The 18156-nt window shown below is 74.9% G+C and carries 18 protein-coding genes; 10 read left to right on the top strand and 8 right to left on the bottom strand.

Annotation, left to right across the window (positions count from 1 at the left end; all coding sequences use genetic code 11):
- Positions 1 to 2 precede the first annotated feature (2 nt).
- Genes ADK41_RS18000 through ADK41_RS17990 form a run of 3 tightly spaced genes read right to left on the bottom strand, consistent with a single transcriptional unit; the run spans position 3 to position 2130 of the window.
- Positions 3 to 425, bottom strand: coding sequence for a hypothetical protein (locus ADK41_RS18000; protein WP_030822233.1), 423 nt, complete (start codon positions 423 to 425; stop codon positions 3 to 5).
- 56 nt (positions 426 to 481) lie between these two features.
- Entirely contained in the window at positions 482 to 1207 is a 726-nt protein-coding gene (locus ADK41_RS17995) for an ABC transporter permease (RefSeq protein ID WP_030822229.1), read from the bottom strand.
- Positions 1208 to 1209: 2 nt separating this feature from the next.
- Positions 1210 to 2130 (bottom strand): ABC transporter ATP-binding protein, encoded by a 921-nt coding sequence (locus tag ADK41_RS17990; RefSeq protein WP_030822226.1) that lies wholly within the window; start codon positions 2128 to 2130, stop codon positions 1210 to 1212.
- Positions 2131 to 2238: 108 nt separating this feature from the next.
- Between ADK41_RS17990 and ADK41_RS17985 the strand changes: the two genes are divergently transcribed.
- From ADK41_RS17985 to ADK41_RS17975, 3 genes are all read left to right on the top strand, one after another.
- The gene (locus tag ADK41_RS17985) at positions 2239 to 3402 is read left to right on the top strand and encodes a sensor histidine kinase (protein WP_030822224.1); all 1164 of its coding nucleotides are present in this window, start codon (positions 2239 to 2241) and stop codon (positions 3400 to 3402) included.
- A 14-nt stretch (positions 3403 to 3416) separates the two neighbouring features.
- A complete protein-coding gene (locus tag ADK41_RS17980; protein ID WP_030822213.1) occupies positions 3417 to 4079 on the top strand; it encodes a response regulator transcription factor in 663 nt (220 codons plus the stop codon).
- A 95-nt stretch (positions 4080 to 4174) separates the two neighbouring features.
- Complete coding sequence (locus tag ADK41_RS17975; RefSeq protein WP_030822210.1) at positions 4175 to 5332, top strand: ROK family protein; 1158 nt, start codon at positions 4175 to 4177, stop codon at positions 5330 to 5332.
- Positions 5333 to 5461: 129 nt separating this feature from the next.
- Here ADK41_RS17975 and ADK41_RS17970 read toward each other — a convergent pair whose 3' ends face one another.
- Complete coding sequence (locus tag ADK41_RS17970) at positions 5462 to 6223, bottom strand: GntR family transcriptional regulator (RefSeq protein ID WP_030822208.1); 762 nt, start codon at positions 6221 to 6223, stop codon at positions 5462 to 5464.
- 332 nt (positions 6224 to 6555) lie between these two features.
- On the opposite strand from ADK41_RS17970, the gene ADK41_RS17965 reads away from it, so the two are divergent.
- From ADK41_RS17965 to ADK41_RS17950, 4 genes are all read left to right on the top strand, one after another.
- The gene (locus ADK41_RS17965) at positions 6556 to 7386 is read left to right on the top strand and encodes an alpha/beta fold hydrolase (RefSeq protein ID WP_030822205.1); all 831 of its coding nucleotides are present in this window, start codon (positions 6556 to 6558) and stop codon (positions 7384 to 7386) included.
- Between the two features lie 56 nt (positions 7387 to 7442).
- Positions 7443 to 8873: a PLP-dependent aminotransferase family protein gene (locus ADK41_RS17960; RefSeq protein WP_030822202.1), complete on the top strand. Its 1431-nt coding sequence runs from the start codon at positions 7443 to 7445 to the stop codon at positions 8871 to 8873.
- Between the two features lie 114 nt (positions 8874 to 8987).
- Positions 8988 to 10571, top strand: a complete 1584-nt coding sequence (locus tag ADK41_RS17955) for an alkaline phosphatase D family protein (protein ID WP_030822199.1) — start codon at positions 8988 to 8990, stop codon at positions 10569 to 10571.
- Positions 10572 to 10668: 97 nt separating this feature from the next.
- The gene (locus ADK41_RS17950) at positions 10669 to 11928 is read left to right on the top strand and encodes a GNAT family N-acetyltransferase (protein WP_030822195.1); all 1260 of its coding nucleotides are present in this window, start codon (positions 10669 to 10671) and stop codon (positions 11926 to 11928) included.
- 160 nt (positions 11929 to 12088) lie between these two features.
- On the opposite strand, the gene ADK41_RS17945 is transcribed toward ADK41_RS17950, so the two are convergent.
- A complete protein-coding gene (locus ADK41_RS17945; protein WP_234318633.1) occupies positions 12089 to 13264 on the bottom strand; it encodes a trans-sulfuration enzyme family protein in 1176 nt (391 codons plus the stop codon).
- 71 nt (positions 13265 to 13335) lie between these two features.
- Here ADK41_RS17945 and ADK41_RS17940 point away from each other — a divergent pair, with 71 nt between their 5' ends.
- Together ADK41_RS17940 and ADK41_RS17935 are read left to right on the top strand one after the other, a co-directional pair.
- Entirely contained in the window at positions 13336 to 13827 is a 492-nt protein-coding gene (locus ADK41_RS17940; protein ID WP_030822187.1) for an Lrp/AsnC family transcriptional regulator, read from the top strand.
- Between the two features lie 32 nt (positions 13828 to 13859).
- Positions 13860 to 15548 carry a DUF885 domain-containing protein gene (locus ADK41_RS17935; RefSeq protein WP_030822185.1) on the top strand — a complete coding sequence of 563 codons (1689 nt, stop codon included), beginning with the start codon at positions 13860 to 13862 and terminating at the stop codon, positions 15546 to 15548.
- Positions 15549 to 15554: 6 nt separating this feature from the next.
- On the opposite strand, the gene ADK41_RS17930 is transcribed toward ADK41_RS17935, so the two are convergent.
- The 3 genes from ADK41_RS17930 to ADK41_RS17920 form a co-directional block, all read right to left on the bottom strand.
- Positions 15555 to 16400, bottom strand: coding sequence for an SDR family oxidoreductase (locus tag ADK41_RS17930; protein WP_030822182.1), 846 nt, complete (start codon positions 16398 to 16400; stop codon positions 15555 to 15557).
- 179 nt (positions 16401 to 16579) lie between these two features.
- Positions 16580 to 17092: an immunity 21 family protein gene (locus ADK41_RS17925; RefSeq protein ID WP_030822179.1), complete on the bottom strand. Its 513-nt coding sequence runs from the start codon at positions 17090 to 17092 to the stop codon at positions 16580 to 16582.
- Between the two features lie 43 nt (positions 17093 to 17135).
- Positions 17136 to 17612, bottom strand: coding sequence for a rhodanese-like domain-containing protein (locus ADK41_RS17920; protein WP_030822177.1), 477 nt, complete (start codon positions 17610 to 17612; stop codon positions 17136 to 17138).
- Between the two features lie 94 nt (positions 17613 to 17706).
- Between ADK41_RS17920 and ADK41_RS17915 the strand changes: the two genes are divergently transcribed.
- On the top strand, positions 17707 to 18153 hold the full coding sequence (locus tag ADK41_RS17915; RefSeq protein ID WP_030822175.1) for an Lrp/AsnC family transcriptional regulator: 447 nt from the start codon (positions 17707 to 17709) through the stop codon (positions 18151 to 18153).
- The last annotated feature ends 3 nt before the right edge of the window (positions 18154 to 18156 follow it).

Here is an 18156-nt window from a genome sequence, read left to right as displayed (position 1 = left end):
GGTCAGGGCGGAGCGGTTTCCGTGACCACCGCCAGCAGCTGGATCCCGTCGGCCGGGCCCCGGTCGGCGACCGCCACGGCGACCCAGCGTCCGGTTCCCTGCACCTCCCACACCCAAGCCACGCCGGCACGGGCGCCGAGCCAGGCCCACGGCTCGGGTGTCTCCCCCCGCCCGGTGCGCGGATCCCAGGGATCGGTGTCCCCCCAGCGGGACGCCAGCACCTCGTACACGGCGTCGCGGTCCTTCTCGAACCGGTCCACCGTGACCGCCCGCCGCGCGGGACCGCCGCCCGGCCCGTCATCGGCCTCCAGTACGGCGACATGGTGGCCCGGTCCCCCGAAGCCGACGTCCGACGGACCGTGCTCCGCCGGGAAGGGACGGAAGCACAGCTCGTCGATGAGGGCGATGTGCCGGGCGATGTTCATCGGGTCCAGTAAACCCGCCACCGCCGGCGATCGGCGGGGCGGCGGCCGACTTCCGGTCAGGCGTCCCGGCGGCGCAGGCTCCACGCCCCGGCCCCCAGCGCGGCGGCCGTCCACAGCGCGGTCACCATGAGTCCCGACCAGGGGCCCAGTGTTCCGTCGTGGGTCTCGTACAGGACCACCTGTCCGGCCCGGTCGGGCATGAACTCGACGACGGTGCCGGCCGCGTCGCCGATCACGAAGGACACGACGAGGAGGAAGGGGATCAGCACGGACAGCGTGGCCACTGCGCTGCGCAGCAGGGTCGCCAGGCCCGCGGCGAACAGGGACATCAGCGTGAGGTGGACGGCGCAGCCCACGACGCCCCGGATCTGCTCGGCCGGGGTGAGACCGCTCGCCGCCGGGCCGAGCCCCGCCCGCGCCACGAGGAGAGCGGCCAGGGCGGTCGGCAGGCTCACGACCAGCACGGGGACGGCGATCGCCGTGGCCTTCGCGGCGAACCAGCGTCCGCGCCGCGGGACCGCGGCCAGCGAGAGCCGCAGGGCGCCGTTGTGATACTCCGCCGACACGGCCATGGCGCCGAAGGCGAGGGCGGCGATCTGTCCCAGTGTGACACCGGACAGGGCCGTGAACAGCGGGTCCAGGTCGGGGTCCGACGTGCCGCCCGTCCCGGCGATCGCGGAGAACGCCGTGGTGGCGGCGAACAGCGCGAGCAGGGCTCCCGGGAGCGAGCGGACGGTGCGGATCTTCAGCCACTCGGCGTGGAACACGGGTGCGAACTGCATGGTCAGGCCTCCTGGGGCCGCGTGGCGAACTCGGTCTCGGCGGCGGTCAGGTCCAGATAGGCCTGTTCCAGCGTGCCCTCGTCCGCGGTGAGTTCGAGGAGCGGCACCCCGGCTGCGGAGGCGAGGCGTCCGATGTCGTCCACGCGCGCGTCCGGCACGGTCCAGTGGCCGTCGGGGTGTTCCACGGCGTCGTGGCCGTGCCCGGCGAGGACGTTCCCGAGGGCGGTGGGGTCGGAGGTGCGGACGCGGACGGCGGGGCGCACGCGCGCGTCGATGAACTCCCGCATCGGGGTGTCGGCCAGCAGCCGGCCCCGCCCGAGGACGACGAGGTGGTCGGCGAAGGAGGCGGTCTCGTTCATCAGGTGGCTGGAGACCAGGACGGTCCGCCCCTCGTCCGCGAGCCGGCGCAGCAGGGTGCGGATCCACACGATGCCTTCCGGGTCGAGGCCGTTGGAGGGCTCGTCCAGCATGATCACCTCCGGGTCCCCGAGCAGCGCGGCGGCGATGCCCAGCCGCTGGCGCATGCCCAGGGAGTAGGTCCGCACCCGGCGGCGCCCGGCCGGGCCCAGACCGGTCTCCTCCAGCATCTCGTCGACCCGGCGGTCCGGGATCCGGTGGCTCGCGGCCAGGACGCGCAGGTGGTCGCGGCCGGTGCGGGAGCCGTGCGCGGCCTGCGCGTCGAGCAGGGCGCCGACCCGGCGCAGGGGTTCTCGGAGGGTGGCGTAGGGGCGGCCGCCGACGGTGGCGGAGCCGGACGTGGGGTGGTCGAGGCCGAGCACCAGGCGCATGGTGGTCGACTTGCCGGCGCCGTTGGGGCCGAGGAACCCGGTGACACGGCCGGGCAGGACGCGGAAGGCGAGGTGGTCCACGGCCCGCCGGGCGCCGTACTCCTTGGTGAGGTCCTGGACGTCGATGCTGGTCATGGCAGCAGCGTGACGGCTCGTACGGGGGCGGGTCCTCCCCCGCCGGTGGAGATCGTCTCCCCCGTACGGGGGAGGCGGGTCGTCGGTGGGCGCTGACACGATGACGGCATGGTCCGCTTGCTGCGCCCGTTCGCACGGGCGGTGACGTACACACGGTGGCTGCATCTGTTCATCGCCGCCGTGTGGCCGACCGTGTGGATACTCGTCGTCGACTCCTGGGTGCCGGCGTCGGTGGGAGTGCTGGCACTGGTCGGACTGGTGCCGACGATGCGGACGGTGGAGGGCGTGCAGGCCGCCGGGCTGCTCCTCGGGCAGCGGTACGGCGCACAGGACGCGGAGATCGTGCCGACGCCGTCCGCGACCTGGGCCGATCGCGGGCGGACCGTGGTGTGGCTCCAGTGCCGGCTGCTCCTCGGCTGTGCGGTCTCGTTCCTGACCGTCCATCTCCCCATGCTCGCCGTGGACCTGGCGAACACGGCCCGCGGAGGCCCGGCGGACCCCTCGACGTTCGTGCGGGTGTCCGGGCACCACTGGTGGCACATGCTGCTGGTTCCTCTTCCGCTGCTCGTCCTCGCCGCGGTGGTCGTGGCGGCGGGCGGTCTGATGACCGCCCTCGCCCGGCCGCTGCTCGGCCCGTCCCCGGCCGAGCGCCTGGCCGCGCTCGAGGCCCGCACCGACCGGCTGCTGGAACGCAACCGCATCGCGCACGAGCTGCACGACTCGATCGGCCACGCCCTCACCGTCGCGGTGGTGCAGGCCGGCGCCGCGCGGACGGCGGGCGATCCCGGTTTCACCGACCGGGCGCTGGCCGCGATCGAGGAGACCGGCCGGGCGGCGCTGGAGGACCTGGAGCGGGTCCTCGGCGTCCTGCGGGAACCCGACAAGCCCGTCAGCAGCCGGCCGACGCTCGTGGACGCGGACCGGCTGCTGGAGTCCGCCCGCGCCTCGGGTGCGAAGGTCGACGCGGACGTGACCGGTCCCCTGGACACCGTGCCGGGGCCGGTGTCCCGCGAGGGCTACCGCATCCTGCAGGAGTCACTGACCAACGCGCTGCGGCACGCGGGGGCGGTTCCCGTGAGGGTCGGGGTGCGGGTGGCCGGCGGCACCCTGCTGCTGGAGGTCCGCAACCCGCTGACCGAGGCGGTACCCGGTCCCGGGCGCGGCAGCGGACTGCGCGGCATACGCGAGCGCGCGGCACTGCTGGGCGGCCGGGCGTGGACGGGCCCCGACGAGGGCGACTGGCGGGTGCGCGTCGAGCTGCCGACGGGCTGATCTAGGCTGGCCGGGTGCCGGTCACCGTTCTGCTCGTCGACGACGAACCCCTCGTACGCGCCGGTCTGCGGGCCGTGTTGGAGGCGCAGCCGGACATCGAGGTGGTCGGGGAGGCGGCCGACGGTGCGGCGGTCGTCCCACTCGTGCGGCGGCTGCGGCCGGACGTGGTCGCCATGGACGTGCGCATGCCGCTGCTGGACGGGATCGAGGCCACGCGCGCGCTGCTGCGGTCGGTCGACGCGCCACCGAAGATCCTCGTCGTGACGACGTTCGAGAACGACGAGTACGTGTACGGGGCGCTGCGCGCGGGCGCCGACGGGTTCCTGCTGAAGCGGGCGCGGCCCGCGGAGATCGTGCACGCGGTGCGGCTGGTCGCCGAGGGCGAGTCGCTGCTGTTCCCCGCCTCGGTGCGGCGGCTGGCCGCCGAGTACGGGGACGGGAGCGGAAACCGCGCGGCGCGCGCCGTGCTGGAGCGGGCGCGGCTGACCGAGCGCGAGGGGGAGGTGCTGCGGCTGATGGCGCGGGGCCTGACGAACGCGGAGATGGCGGCGCGGCTGGTGGTGGGGACGGAGACCGTGAAGTCCCATGTGAGCGCCGTACTGGCGAAGCTGGGGGTACGGGACCGGACCCAGGCGGTGATCGCCGCCTACGAGTCGGGCTTCGTGGCGCCGGGCTGAACCGCGTCCCCGGGACGGCCGCGCCCGGAGGTCGCCGGGGTCCGCCGCGCCGAGTACGATCCGCCCAACACGCGCACGAGCTGGGAGGACGGACGGTGGGTCGGCTGACCGGCGGGGCCCCCTCGCTGCTGCGAAGGATCAACTCCGCGGTGGTGCTGCACGCGTTGCGGGCGACGGACTGCGCGACGCTGACCGAGGTGACCCGGGTGACGGGGCTGTCCCGGCCGACCGTCGAGGGCGTCGTGGAGGGGCTCATCGAGGCGGGCCTCGTCGTGGAGGCGGCGGCCGAGGAGGGGGCCGCGCGGCGGCAGGGACGGCCGGCGCGGCGGTTCCGGTTCCGGGCGGAGGCCGGGCATCTGCTCGGCCTGGAGATCGGCGCGCACCGGATGACCGCGCTGCTGGCCGATCTGGACGGCCGGGTGATCGGCGCGCAGGCCCGGGACGTCGACGAGACCGCCGACGCCGACGAGCGGCTGGAGCGGTTGCGCACGGCCGTCGCGGATCTGCTGCGGCGGGCCGGTGTCCCGCGCGGCTCACTGCGCGCCGTGGGCGTGGGCACGCCGGGGATCGTGGAGACGGACGGCACGGTGCGGCTGGGCACGGCGCTGCCCGGCTGGACGGGGCTCGGCCTCGGCGAGCGGCTGAGCCGGTCCTTCAAGTGTCCGGTGCTGGTGGAGAACGACGCCAACGCGGCCGTCGTCGCCGAGCACTGGAAGGGCGCCGCCCGGGAGAGCGACGACGTGGTGTTCGTGCTGGCCGGGCTGAGTCCGGGGGCCGGCTCGCTGATCGGCGGGCGGCTGCACCGGGGGTACGGCGGGGCGGCCGGCGAGATCGGGGCACTGCATCTGCTGGGCCGGGAAGCGACCCCCGAAACCCTGCTGTCCACCACTGACGAGCCGCTGCACCCGCTGGACGAGCAGGCCGTCGCGGATGTCTTCGCCCAGGCCCGCGGGGGCGACCAGCGGGCGCTGGCGGCCATGGACCGGTTCCTCCGCCGGCTCGTCCACGACGTGGCGGCGCTGGTGCTGGCCCTCGACCCGGAGCTGGTCGTGATCGGCGGCTGGGCGGCCGGCCTGGACGGCGTCCTGGAACCGCTGCGCCGCGAACTGGCCCGCTACTGCCTGCGTCCGCCGAGGGTCGTTCTGTCCCACCTCGGCGAGGCGGCGGTCGCCACCGGCGCGGTCCGTCTCGCCCTCGACCACGTGGAGGAGCAGCTCTTCGCGGTGGAGGGCACGGTGACCGCGCGCCGCTAGCGGGACCGCCTTGCGCGCGGGCGCGGAGCGGCACGGGCGCCTCCGGGGCGGGCGCGCCGCCCCGCGGCGAGGGCGCGCCCGGCCGGCCGGGGTGAGGGCGCGAGCGCGTTTCCGCGGGCCGACGCGGTGTCAGGACGCGTGGCGTTCCGGGCCGTGGTGGATCTCGACGCCGCCGGAGTCGCCGAAGGTCAGACGGCAGGTGTCCGCGCGGTACGTGGCCACGGAGAGCGCGGCGGTGCGGCCGCGGGCGATGAAGCGGGTGGTGACGACGAGGACGGGCGCACCGGGCAGACGGTCCAGTTCGCGCGCGTCGTCCGCGCGGGCGGAGCCGAGCTCCACCGCGTTCTCCTGCCGCTCCAGCTCCAGGCGCTGCAGTTCCCGCAGCACCGCACGCGCGCGTGCGGTGCCGGACGGCGCGTCGATGCCGGACAGGTCCGGTACCGAGTGCGCCGGGATGTAAAGGAGTTCGGCGGCGACGGGCTGGCCGCGGGAGACGCGGGAGCGCCGCACGACGTGCACGGACTCGTCGCGGCCGGTCACCAGCGTCTCGGCGACGGCGGCGGGCGGCACCTCGAGCGCGCAGTCGAGGGTCTGCCAGGCGTCGTGCGGCCCGCCGGGCCAGGCGTGCTGTGCCGTGCCGACGGACACGCCCATGCGCGGCGGGGCGACCGTGGTGCCCACGCCGCGGCGGCGCTGCAGCCTGCCTTCGAGTTCGAGTTGTTCCAGGGCCTGCCGGAGTGTGGCGCGGGCGACACCGAAGCGGGCGGCGAGGTCGCGCTCGTTGGGCAGGATCTCGCCCACCGAGAACTCCGAGTCCAGCGCCTCGCTGAGCACGGTCCTGAGGTGCCAGTACTTCGGTTCCGGCACCGTTTCCAGCTGCGTGGTCCCCACCCTGTCCTCCACGATCGCCGTGTCCGGCCGCGTTTAGCGCCCTTGTTTATTAAAGGTTGTTTCACTTATCTGCGACCATAAGGCGCCCCTCACCCTTGGTCAAGACCAATCGGGCACGACGGCGGGCCCCCGGAGGCACGCCGGGCGCTCCGGTGCGAGGGCTCCTGCCGGGCCGCGGCGAGCGGACGCGGCGTGTCGGGGTCACGGCCCCGTCCCGACCGACCGGCGGGACACGCCGACCGGGGGGCTACCCGTCGGTAGCAATTGCTGACAAGCTGTCCACGGCGTCGGGCGACGTCCGTTCCCGCGAGTCCCAGACGAGGAGCACCTTCATGTCCGCGACCGTCTCCTTCGAGGTCACCTCTCCCCTCGGCCCGCAGACCGTGACCCTGTCCTACGCGCGCGTGGGCCGCGGTGAACCGCTGCTCCTGCTGCACGGCATCGGCCACCACCGCCAGGCCTGGGACCCGGTGGTGGACATCCTGGCGACCGAGCGCGAGGTGATCGCCGTGGACCTGCCGGGCTTCGGCGCCTCCCCGTCGCTGCCCGACGGCCTCGCCCACGACCTGCCGACCATGAACGCCGCCCTGGGCGCCCTGTGCGAGGAGCTGGAGCTCGGCCGGCCGCACGTCGCGGGCAACTCGCTCGGCGGCCTGCTGGCCCTGGAGCTCGGCCGCGAACGGCTCGTGCGGTCCGTCACCGCCCTGTCCCCGGCGGGTTTCTGGACCCGGGCGGAGCGGCGGTACGCCTTCGGCGTGCTGATCGGCATGCGGCGCGTCGCGGAGCGGATGCCGCTCCCGCTGGTCGAGCGCCTCGCCCGCTCCGCGGTCGGCCGGGCGGCGCTGACCAGCACCATCTACGCCCGTCCGGGGCGCCGTTCCCCCGAGGCGGTGGTCGCCGAGACGCTCGCCCTCGCCGGGGCCACGGGCTTCACCGAGACCCTCCGCGCGGGCACCGCCGTACGGTTCACCGACGACGTGCCCGGCATCCCCGTGACCGTCGCCTGGGGCGCCCGGGACCGGATCCTGATCCCCCGGCAGGGCATCCGCGCCAAGCGGATCATCCCCCGGGCCCGGCTGGTCCGACTGCCCGGCTGCGGCCACGTCCCGATGAACGACGACCCGGCGCTGGTCGCGCGCGTCATCCTCGACGGCAGCCGCTGAGGGCGGGGCCGCACGGAGGCGTCCCGCGGCCCGGACACGCCTAGGGTGGTCCTGTCATGACGTCACCGCAGACCGGCCCCGAGGGGCCCGCCGCCTCCTCCGCCTGGGAGTTGCTGCTGCCGGCCGCCGCCGCACCGCCACGCGCGCGGGGCCGTTCGCTGCAGGCCGCGTTGCGCGAGGCGGTGCGGTCGGGGCGGCTCGCGCCGGGGACCCGGCTGCCCTCCAGCCGTGACCTGGCCGCCGACCTCGGCGTGTCGCGCGGGCTGATCACGGAGGCGTACGAGCAGCTGACGGCGGAGGGCTACCTGCGCTCCGGCCGGGGCTCCGGGACGTGGGTGGGAGCGGCGGTGCGGGCCGCCCGCCCGCACGCCCGCGACCTCGCCCCGCGCACCCCCGGCGCCCGCGTGGACTTCGTCCCCGGCACACCCGACCTGTCGCTGTTCCCCCGCGCGGCGTGGGCGGCGGCGCAGCGCGGCGTGCTCGCGGACCTTCCGCACCAGGAGCTGGGCTACCCCGATCCGCGCGGGCTGCCCCGGCTGCGTACGGCACTGGCCGGGCTGCTCGCGCGGCGCCGGGGCGTGGTGGCCGACCCCGAGCGGATCGTGGTGGTCTCCGGGGTGGCGCAGGCGTCGGCGCTGCTCGGGTCCGCCCTCCACGCGCGCGGGGTGCGCGCCGTCGCCGTGGAGGACCCCGGCAGTCCGCAGCACGCGTCCCTGTACGCCGCCGCCGGGGTCACCGCCGTACCCGTGCCGGTGGACGGCGAGGGGCTCGCGATGGAGCCGCTGCGGGCCTCGGGGGCGCGGGCGGCCGTCGTGACGCCGGCGCACCAGTTCCCCACCGGCATCGCGTACTCCGCGCGGCGCCGGACCGAACTGCTCGACTGGGCGCGGTCCGTGGACGGGATCCTCCTGGAGGACGACTACGACGGCGACTTCCGCTACGACCGGGCGCCCGTCGGCGCCCTCCAGGGGCTCGACCCCGAGCACGTGGCCTACACCGGCTCGGTCAGCAAGTCCCTCGCCCCGGGGCTGCGGCTCGGCTGGCTGCTGGTGCCGCGGGGGTGGGCCGAGGAGGTGGTGGAACGCAAGCGCACCATGGATCTCGGCCATCCCGCCCTGGACCAGGCGCTGTTCGCCCGGTTCCTGGAACGCGGCGACTACGACCGTCAGCTGCGCCGCTGCCAGCGCGCCTACCGCGAGCGGCGCGACGCCCTGGTCGCCGCCCTCGGGGAGCACTTCCCGGGCGCCGGGGTGTCCGGGATCGCGGCGGGACTGCACGTCATCGTCACGCTGCCCGAGCGCTACGGGCCGCGGGAGCGTTTCCTCGCACGTGTGGCGGAGGCCGGTGTGGCGGTGCGCCCGCTCGCGGACCACGCGCACGGCGGGGCGCCCGAGGAGGACGTACGGCTCGTGCTGGGCTACGCGCACGTGGCGCCCGCGCGGATCCACGAGGGTGTGCGCCTGATGGCAAAGGCCGCTGCCCGGTAGCCGCCCGCTCCCCCGCCCGCGCGAGTTGTTCACCCGGGGTTCGCGTGCGCGCCGCGCCGCCCGCGTAGGTGTGGTCGCACACACTGGCCGGATCCCGTCCCTGGAGGCGCATCCATGTCACACCGTCCGCTCCCCGGCCGTCGCACCGTTCTGCGCGGCTCGCTCGCGGCCTCGGCGGCCCTGACCCTGCCCACCGCGCTCGCGGCGCCCGCCTTCGCCCGCTCGGGGCGTCCGCGGGCCGAGTGGGGCGTGCAGACCGGCGACGTCACCCGTGACTCGGGGCTGGTGTGGGTGCGCTCCGACCGTCCGGCGCGGATGATCGTCGAGACGTCGGCGACCGAGTCGTTCCGTCACCCGCGCCGATGGCACGGTCCGCTGCTCGGCGCGGACACCGACTTCACCGGCACGACCCGGCTGCGCGGGCTGCCGTCCGGGGAGCAGGTCCACTACCGGGTGCTGCTCGCCGACCCCGACGACCCGCGCCGCACCGGTGAGCCGGTCACCGGCACGTTCCGCACGGTCTCCGCCCGGCGCCGGGACGGCGTGCGGTTCCTGTGGTCGGGGGACCTGGCGGGCCAGGGCTGGGGCATCAACCCCGACATCGGCGGTTACCGCATCTTCGACGCGATGGCGCGCCTGGACCCCGACTTCTTCCTGTTCAGCGGCGACACCGTCTACGCCGACGGGCCCGTCTCCGCGACCGCCGCCCTGCCGGACGGCGGTGTCTGGCGGAACGTCACCACCGAGGAGAAGGCCAAGGTCGCCGAGACCCTGGCCGAGTTCCGGGGCAACTTCCGCTACAACCTGCTCGACGAGAACCTGCGCCGGTTCAACGCCCAGGTGCCGTCCATCGTGCAGTGGGACGACCACGAGGTGCGCAACAACTGGTACCCGGGCCAGCGGATCGCGGAGACGGACGCCCGGTACACGGAGAAGAGCGTCGACGTGCTGGCGGCCCGGGCGCGGCGCGCGTTCGGCGAGTACTTCCCGATGTCCACGCTGCGGCCGGGCGCCCGGGAGGGCCGGGTGTACCGGGTGCTGCGGCAGGGTCCGCTGCTCGACGTGTTCGTGCTGGACATGCGGACGTACCGGAACGCCAACTCCTCCGGCGACCAGGCCGTGGACCCGCAGGGCATCCTCGGGCGGGAGCAACTGGAATGGCTGAAGCGGGAGCTGGCGCGGTCGCGGGCGGTGTGGAAGGTGATCGCCGCCGACATGCCGATCGGACTCGTCGTGCCCGACACGACCGAGGGCGCGCGACACGTCGAGGCGGTGGCCCAGGGCGACCCGGGGGCGCCGCTGGGGCGGGAGCTGCAGATCGCGGAGCTGCTGCGGTTCGTCAAGCACCGGCGGATCACCGGCACGGTGTGGCTGACGGCCGACGTGCACCACACCTCGGCGCAGCACTACCAGCCCTCGCGGGCCGCGTTCGACGACTTCGAGCCGTTCTGGGAGTTCGTCTCCGGTCCGCTGAACGCGGGCGCCTTCCCGGCAAGCGCGCTCGACGGCACCTTCGGCCCCGAGCGGGTGTGGGTGAAGGCGCCGAGCGCCTCGAACGTCTCGCCCGCCGGCGGCTACCAGTTCTTCGGCGAGGTCGACATCGACGGCGGCAGCGGCGAGTTGACGGTGCGGATGCGGGAGCAGGACGGCACCGTGCTGTTCACGAAGACGCTGCGGCCGGGCCTGGTCGGTCAGTAAATCAACAAAACGGGCAGAAGCGCGCTTTACCCATCAGTCACAGTACGTTCGTGATCACGAAACACGATTCCTTCACAGTGACTGTATGAGTCGAGACATGTCTGACGTGACGAACACCCGAAACGGCGGGCCCGTGCACCGCCGGTGGAACCCCGCCGAGCTCACCGCGCGGTGCGCGGCCGCCTTCCACGCGTGGTGGGCACGGCGCCACGGCCACGCGCCGCCGGCGCACGATACCGGCGGCGCCCGGCCGCCCTCCACCGCGGCCGGCGGCAGCGTGCTGTGGCGGATGCGGACGACGGTGAAGGACGAACCGGGCGCGCTGGCCACGCTCTGCACGGCGCTGGCCGGGCTGCGGGTCGACATCCTGAGCCTGCAGACGCACCCGCTGGGCGAGGACACCGTCGACGAGTTCCTGCTGCGCGCCCCGGAGGGAACGGACCTCGTCGCCGCCGTGTCGCTCGCCGGGGGCACGGACACCTGGACCGAGCGGGCCGACGCCCACGATCTGGTGGACGCGCCGACCCGGGTCCTGGGACTGGCCGCCCGTACCGCCCAGGACGCGGCCGAACTGCCGCTCGCGCTGCGCCAGTTGCTGGGCCGGTGCACGATCCGCTCCCGGCCCGCCACCTCCAGGGGCGGCCGGCCGGTCCCCGAGGAGGGCCTCCTGGAGGACACCGTGATCCGGCTGCGCGCCCCGGAGGGCGGGGTGATCACCGTGGAACGGCCGTACCTGCCGTTCACGCCCACCGAGTTCGCCCGCGCCCGCGCGCTGGTGGAACTGGACGCCCGGCTCGGTCCGCGCATCCCGCGCGGCCGTGACGTCCTCACGCTGCCGGAAGGCGGCGCCATCTCCGTGCGCCGCGCGGACACCGGCGATCTGGCGGCCGCGCGGGAGATGCACGAGCGGTGCTCCGGCGAGACCCTGCGCATGCGGTACCACGGGCCGGTCGGCGACGCGGACCGCTATCTGAACCACCTGCTCAGCCCGCGCTTCGGCCGCACGCTCGCCGCGCAGACCGCCTCGGGCCGCGTCGTCGGCCTCGGTCATCTGCTGTGGGACGGCGACGAGACCGAGGTCGCGCTGGTCGTGGAGGACGCCTGGCAGCGCCGGGGCATCGGCGCCGAGCTGCTCACCCGGCTGGTGGCGATGGCGGCCGAGGACGGCTGCGCCCAGGTGTACGCCGTGACACAGGCGTCCAACACCGGCATGGTCGCCGCGATGCGCGGCCTGGGGCTGCCGCTCGACTACCAGATCGAGGAGGGCACGCTGGTCATCACGGCCCGCCTGGACGCCGTGGCGGGCCGCGGCGGGCCCGGGGAGCGGGAGCACGGCGAGCGGATCGGCCGGTCGTAGCCCCTCGCGGGCGGACACGCGCCGCCGGCGCCGCGCCCGGGCACGCGGCCGTGTCCGCCGCCCGGCCGCGGCGCGAGGGCCACGGCGCGCCGGACGGCGCGGACAGCCGGGGAAGGGCCCGGCGGAGCGATCCGCCGGGCCGTTCCCCGTGCGCCCGGCCTCAGCCCCGGGCCGACGCCTTCGGGCGTTCGGGCGTCCCGGCCCGCTCCCCCAGGGCCGTGTCCAGATCGGCCCACAGGTCCTCGACGTCCTCCAGGCCGACCGAGAGCCTCAGCAGCCGGTCGCTCACCCCGGCGTCCCTGCGGTCGCCGGCGTCCACGATGCGGTGGCTGATGGAGGCCGGGTGCTGGATGAGGGAGTCCACGCTGCCCAGGCTGACGGCCGGGGTGATCAGGCGTACGCCGGCGATCACCTCGTGCGGGTCCCCGTGCACCTCGAAGGAGACCATCGCCCCGCCGATGCGCGGGTAGTGGACCCGGGCCACGCGCGGATCGGCGGCGAGCCGGCCGGCGAGTTCGGCGGCGCTCGCGGACGCGGCCCGCACCCGTACCGGCAGGGTCGACAGACCGCGCAGCAGCAGGTAGCCGGCCAGCGGGTGCAGCACGCCGCCCGTGGCGAACCGCACCTGGCGCAGCCGCCCGGCGAACTCCTCGTCGCAGGCCACCACGCCAGCCAGTACGTCCCCGTGTCCGCCGAGGTACTTGGTGGCGCTGTGCAGCACCAGCCGCGCCCCGTGCTCGGCCGGGTGCTGGAGGACCGGCGTGGCGAAGGTGTTGTCGACGAGCAGCGGCACCGAGCCGCAGGCGTGGGCGACGGCCCGCAGGTCGATCTCGGCGAGCGTGGGGTTGGCCGGGGTCTCCACGAGCACCAGGCCGGTGTCGGGGCGCAGCGCGTCGGCGACCCCGGCCGGGTCGGTCCAGGTCACCTCGGAGCCGAGCAGTCCGGCGGTCAGCAGGTGATCACTGCACCCGTACAGGGGACGTACGGCGACGACGTGCCGCAGCCCCATCGAGCCGCGGACCAGCAGGACGGCGCTGAGCGCGGCCATGCCACTGGCGAACGCGACCGCCGCCCCGGTGCCTTCGAGCCGGGCCAGGGCGGTCTCGAAGCGGGCGACGGTCGGGTTGCCGAGCCGTCCGTAGACGGGCGGGCCCTCCGGCTCGGCCCCGGTGGCGGCGAAGGCGTCGATGCGGGCCGCCTCGGCGCGGCTGTCGTACGAGGGGTAGGTGGTCGACAGGTCGATCGGCGGGGCGTGCAGTCCCAGTCCGGCGAGGTCGTCGCGGCCTGCGTGCACGGCCTCGGTGGCGAGTGCGCGTGGGGTGCGTCGCGTGTCCATGCCCAAGTCCATGAGGGAAGGGTGAACACCGAACGGGTCTTGGGAGCCATTCCCCGTGCTACGTTCGGCCGATGGCCGAATCTGTCGTACTGGATCCGGTGGACCTCCACCTGCTGCGGCTGTTGCAGAACGACGCCCGGACGACGTACCGGGATCTCGCCGCACAGGTCGGGGTCGCGCCGTCGACCTGTCTGGACCGGGTGACCCGGCTGCGCCGCTGTGGCGTGATCCTCGGGCACCGGCTGGAGCTGGACCCCGCCAAGCTGGGGCGCGGGCTCCAGGCCCTGCTGTCGGTGCAGGTCAGACCGCACCGGCGGGAGCTGGTGGGGCCGTTCGTGGAGCGGATCCGGGCGCTGCCGGAGTCGCTGACCGTGTTCCACCTGACCGGCCCCGACGACTACCTGGTGCACGTCGCGGTCGCGGACATGGCGGACCTGCAACGGCTGGTGCTCGACGAGTTCACCGCGCGGCGGGAGGTGGCCCGCGTGGAGACCCGGCTGATCTTCCAGCGGTGGGACTGCGGTCCCCTGCTGCCGCCTTCGCCCACAGCTCAAACCGGATGACGTGCGACGGGCCGCGTACCAGGATGGTCCGCATGTCTCAGACCAACAGCGCGCTTCCCCGTCAGGTCGCCGACACCTACGTCGACGAGCTCATCGCCCTCGACCCGGTCACCGGAACGTTCCTCGGGGTGAGGGAGAGCTCCCCCCGTCTGCCCGATCTCTCGCCCGCCGGGCAGGAGGCGCTCGCCGAGCTCCAGCGGGCCACGCTCGCACGGCTCGACGAGGCCGAGCGGCGGCCGGGCGCGGACAGCGACATCGAACGCCGCTGCGCCCGCCTGCTGCGCGAGCGGCTCACCGCGGAACTCGCCGTGCACGAGGCCGACGAGGGTCTGCGCGCGGTCGGCAACCTGGGCACGGTCGCGCATTCGGTGCGCGAGGTGTTCACCGTGACGCCGGCCGAGACGGAGGAGGACTGGGCGGCGATCGCCGAGCGGCTGCGCGCGGTCCCGGCCGCGCTGGCGGGCTACCGGGAGTCCCTCGCCCTCGGCCTGGAGCGCAAGCTGTACGCGGCTCCGCGCCCGACGGAGACGTTCACCGGACAGCTCGCCGAGTGGGCGGACACGGGTGAGGGCCGGGGCTGGTTCGAGGACTTCGCCGCGGCGGGACCGGACGCGCTGCGCACGGAACTGGACGAGGGCGCCCGCGCGGCGACCGCGGCCGTCGTGGAGCTGCGGGACTGGATGCGCGACGTGTACGCGCCGGCCGTCGAGGGCGCGCCGAACACGGTGGGCCGGGAGCGGTACGCCCGCTGGGCCCGCTACTACAACGGCACCGATCTCGATCTGGACGAGGCGTACGCGTACGGCTGGTCCGAGTACCACCGGCTGCTCGGCGAGATGAGGAAGGAGGCCGAGAAGATCCTGCCCGGCGCCGGGACGCCGTGGGTGGCGCTGGCGCACCTGGACGAGCACGGCCGGCACATCGAGGGCGTCGACGAGGTCCGCCGGTGGCTCCAGGGCCTGATGGACCGGGCGATCGACTCCCTGGACGGCACCCACTTCGACCTCGCCGAGCGGGTGCGGAAGGTGGAGTCGCGGATCGCCCCGCCGGGCAGCGCGGCGGCGCCGTACTACACGCCTCCGTCGGAGGACTTCTCCCGGCCCGGCTGCACCTGGCTGCCCACGATGGGCCTGACCCGCTTCCCGGTCTACGACCTGGTGTCGACCTGGTACCACGAGGGCGTGCCCGGCCATCACCTCCAGCTGGCGCAGTGGGTGCACGTGGCCGAGGACCTCTCCCGCTACCAGGCCTCCGTGGGCATGGTCAGCGCCAACGCCGAGGGCTGGGCGCTGTACGCGGAGCGGCTGATGGACGAGCTCGGTTTCCTCACGGACGCCGAGGAGCGGCTGGGCTACCTGGACGCGCAGATGATGCGGGCGGCCCGGGTCATCGTCGACATCGGCATGCACCTGGAGCTTCGGATCCCGGCGGACTCGCCGTTCCACCCGGGTGAGCGCTGGACGCCGGAGCTGGCCGAGGAGTTCTTCGGGGCGCACAGCAGCCGCCCGGCGGACTTCGTGGAGAGCGAGCTGACCCGCTATCTGACGATCCCGGGTCAGGCGATCGGCTACAAGCTCGGTGAGCGGGCGTGGCTGCTGGGCCGGGAGAACGCGCGCAAGCGGCACGGTGACGCCTTCGACCTCAAGGCGTGGCACATGGCCGCGCTGTCGCAGGGCTCGCTGGGTCTGGACGACCTGGTGGACGAGCTGTCGGCGCTGTGAGCCGGCTCAGCGCCGGAAGCCGCCCTCGGAGTCGATGACCTGACCGGTGATCCAGTCCGCCTCGTCCGTGGCCAGCCACGCGATGAGGCGGGCGGGGTCGTCGGGCATGCCCCAGCGGCCCGCGGGGAAGAGGGCGGCGATGGCGTCGTAGGTGTCGCCGGTCAGGTAGTCCGTGTCCACGGGGCCGGGGTTGACGGTGTTCACGGTGACCGCGTGCTCGGCCAGGGCGGTGGCCAGGGAGCGGGTGATGGAGGCGAGGGCGCCCTTCTGGAGGGCGTAGGCGATCTCGCCGGGCATGCCGCCGGCGATGTCCTGCCCGGAGGTCATCATCACCACGCGCCCGCCCGGGGTGCGCGGCGGCAGGGCGGCGCGGTGCCGGGCGTGGGCCTGGACGAGCAGCAGCACCGAGCGGGCGTCGACGGCCCAGTGCGCGTCGAGCATGGCGGCGTCGACGGTGTCGAGGTCGCCGTCGGAGCCGCTGAGGGCGTGGTTGGCGACGAGGATGTCGAGCCGTCCGCCGAGCGCCTCGGTCGCGCGGGCGTGCAGCTCGGCGGGGGCCGCGGGGTCGGTGAGGTCGCCGGGACCGGCGAGCACGGTCGCACCGGGGGCGCCGAGGGCGTCGCGCACGGAGGCGGTCACGTCCTCGGTCCGGTCGGCACCCCAGGGCATGGCGGCGTCGTGCGGCACGTGATGGTGCAGGTAGACGCTCGCCCCGTAGGCGGCGAGACGCCGGGCCACGGCATGACCGATGCCGCCGCGCCGGCTGGCCCCGGTGACCAGCGCGGTCCGGCCCCGCAGGGGCAGGGGGTCGCGGCGGAGTGTTTCGGGTGCGGGGTGCGGGAGCTTGGGCATGATCGTCCATCATGCGGGGCCGGGTGGGCCGGCGCACGCGAATATCGGCCGGACGACCCGCCCGCCCGGTGGTGCGGTCGCCACCGTGCTCCCGGCCCCGGCCCGTGCGCGCCGTGGCCGTCCGCGGTGTACGCGGACCGGGGCCGGCGGGGTTGCCCGCCCTGACGGCCGGACGCCGGTCAGGGCAGCGGGCGGAGCTGGACGAGGACCAGCCAGGTTTCCGGGCCCGGCTGGACCCGCGCCGCGCGGACCGCGTAGCGGCCCGCAGCGAGCGTGAGGCTCACCTGGTCGGTGCCCGTGGAGCCGGTGCCGGGCCAGGCCGCGTCGAACAGGACGACCGTGCCGGGCACCTTCCAGTGCACCTCGGGCTGCCACCGCGCGGTGTGCAGCGCGGCCGGGACGCTCGCCAGGAGTTCCGCCTCGGAGTCACCGGCGATCCAGCGGACGAGGGTGCCGTGCTCGGGGAGGAAGGCGGTCGCGGCGGGCTCGTCGCCCAGGACCAGGGCCGTCGCGTCGCCGACCGGGAGGAGTCCGAGGAGTCCGTCCACCTCGCAGGCCCGGTCATAGTCCGAGGCCGTCTCCTCGCCGTCGGCGCCCGTCCAGAACGGCAGCACCGCCTCCGGCACCGCGACGAGCGGACCGCCGCCCGACTCCACCCACTCGACCGTGCCCGGCTCCGCGTATCGCACCATGCGCAGAACCTACCGGGCCGACTCCCTTACCGGAACCGGGGGTTCAGCATCCGCAGTCGTCGGCACCCACGGGCGCCGTCAGCGGGTCGGGGGCACGGCGCTCCCGGCCCCGCCAGGTCTCGAACTCGAAGCCCTCGCGCACCCAGTACTCGAATCCGCCGAGCATCTCCTTGACCCGGTAGCCGAGTTCGGCGAGGGCGAGCGCGGCCCGGGTGGCGCCGTCGCAGCCGGGGCCCCAGCAGTACGTCACGACCGGGACCGACGGATCCAGGAGCCCGGCGGCCCGCTCCGGGACGAGCGCGGTGGGAAGGTGCACCGCGCCGGGGACATGTCCCTGGTCCCAGGCCTCGGTGGAACGGGAGTCCACCAGGACGAACCCGGGGTCCCCGCCGGCCGCGAGCGCGGCGGCCACGTCGGAGGCATCGGCGTGGAAGGCGAGGCTCGCGCGGAAGTGGGCGGCGGCCTCCGCCGGGGAGGCGGGGGCGACGCGCAGGACGGGATTCACGGTGGTGGTCGTCATGCGAGAGAAACTACGGCCGCGGGAGCCGGCCCTGAAGCGGAGAACCCCGGCCTTCACCTTGATCGGCCGGGGATTCCCCTGCTACTCCTCATACATGACCGCGTATTCCCCGGACGCCACCGACTGGCGCATCCTCGACGTCCTCCAGCGGGAGGGACGGGCCAGTTTCGCCGAACTCGCCCGTGCCGTCTCGATGTCCGCGAGCGCGGTCACCGAGAGGGTGCGCCGCTTGGAGGAGGCCGGGGTCATCCAGGGCTACACGGCGGTGGTGGACCCGGAACGGATCGGGCTGCCGATCCTGGCCTTCGTACGGCTGCGCTACCCGACCGGCAACTACAAGCCGTTCCACGACCTCGTCGCCGTGACGCCCGAGATCCTGGAGGCGCACCACGTGACGGGCGAGGACTGCTTCGTCATCAAGGTCGCCGCCCGTTCGATGCGGCACCTGGAGGAGGTGGCGGGCCGGATCGGCACGCTCGGCTCGGTGACCACCAGCGTCGTCTACTCCTCGCCGCTGCCGCGCCGCCCGCTGGGGCGCTGAGCC

The sequence above is a fragment of the Streptomyces caelestis genome (genome assembly GCF_001279005.1).
GTDB classification, from domain to species: domain Bacteria; phylum Actinomycetota; class Actinomycetes; order Streptomycetales; family Streptomycetaceae; genus Streptomyces; species Streptomyces heliomycini.
The sequence above is the reverse complement of the archived record's forward strand: the minus strand, read 5'-3'. Positions and strand labels throughout refer to the sequence as shown.

Excerpts from the sequence above, each read along its gene's own strand:
- ADK41_RS18000 (WP_030822233.1), bottom strand. The coding sequence starts at position 425 with ATGAACATCGCCCGGCACATCGCCCTCATCGACGAGCTGTGCTTCCGT.
- ADK41_RS17995 (WP_030822229.1), bottom strand. The coding sequence starts at position 1,207 with ATGCAGTTCGCACCCGTGTTCCACGCCGAGTGGCTGAAGATCCGCACC.
- ADK41_RS17990 (WP_030822226.1), bottom strand. The coding sequence starts at position 2,130 with ATGACCAGCATCGACGTCCAGGACCTCACCAAGGAGTACGGCGCCCGG.
- ADK41_RS17985 (WP_030822224.1), top strand. The coding sequence starts at position 2,239 with ATGGTCCGCTTGCTGCGCCCGTTCGCACGGGCGGTGACGTACACACGG.
- ADK41_RS17965 (WP_030822205.1), top strand. The coding sequence starts at position 6,556 with ATGTCCGCGACCGTCTCCTTCGAGGTCACCTCTCCCCTCGGCCCGCAG.
- ADK41_RS17960 (WP_030822202.1), top strand. The coding sequence starts at position 7,443 with ATGACGTCACCGCAGACCGGCCCCGAGGGGCCCGCCGCCTCCTCCGCC.
- ADK41_RS17955 (WP_030822199.1), top strand. The coding sequence starts at position 8,988 with ATGTCACACCGTCCGCTCCCCGGCCGTCGCACCGTTCTGCGCGGCTCG.
- ADK41_RS17950 (WP_030822195.1), top strand. The coding sequence starts at position 10,669 with ATGTCTGACGTGACGAACACCCGAAACGGCGGGCCCGTGCACCGCCGG.
- ADK41_RS17945 (WP_234318633.1), bottom strand. The coding sequence starts at position 13,264 with ATGGACACGCGACGCACCCCACGCGCACTCGCCACCGAGGCCGTGCAC.
- ADK41_RS17940 (WP_030822187.1), top strand. The coding sequence starts at position 13,336 with ATGGCCGAATCTGTCGTACTGGATCCGGTGGACCTCCACCTGCTGCGG.
- ADK41_RS17935 (WP_030822185.1), top strand. The coding sequence starts at position 13,860 with ATGTCTCAGACCAACAGCGCGCTTCCCCGTCAGGTCGCCGACACCTAC.
- ADK41_RS17930 (WP_030822182.1), bottom strand. The coding sequence starts at position 16,400 with ATGCCCAAGCTCCCGCACCCCGCACCCGAAACACTCCGCCGCGACCCC.
- ADK41_RS17925 (WP_030822179.1), bottom strand. The coding sequence starts at position 17,092 with ATGGTGCGATACGCGGAGCCGGGCACGGTCGAGTGGGTGGAGTCGGGC.
- ADK41_RS17920 (WP_030822177.1), bottom strand. The coding sequence starts at position 17,612 with ATGACGACCACCACCGTGAATCCCGTCCTGCGCGTCGCCCCCGCCTCC.
- ADK41_RS17915 (WP_030822175.1), top strand. The coding sequence starts at position 17,707 with ATGACCGCGTATTCCCCGGACGCCACCGACTGGCGCATCCTCGACGTC.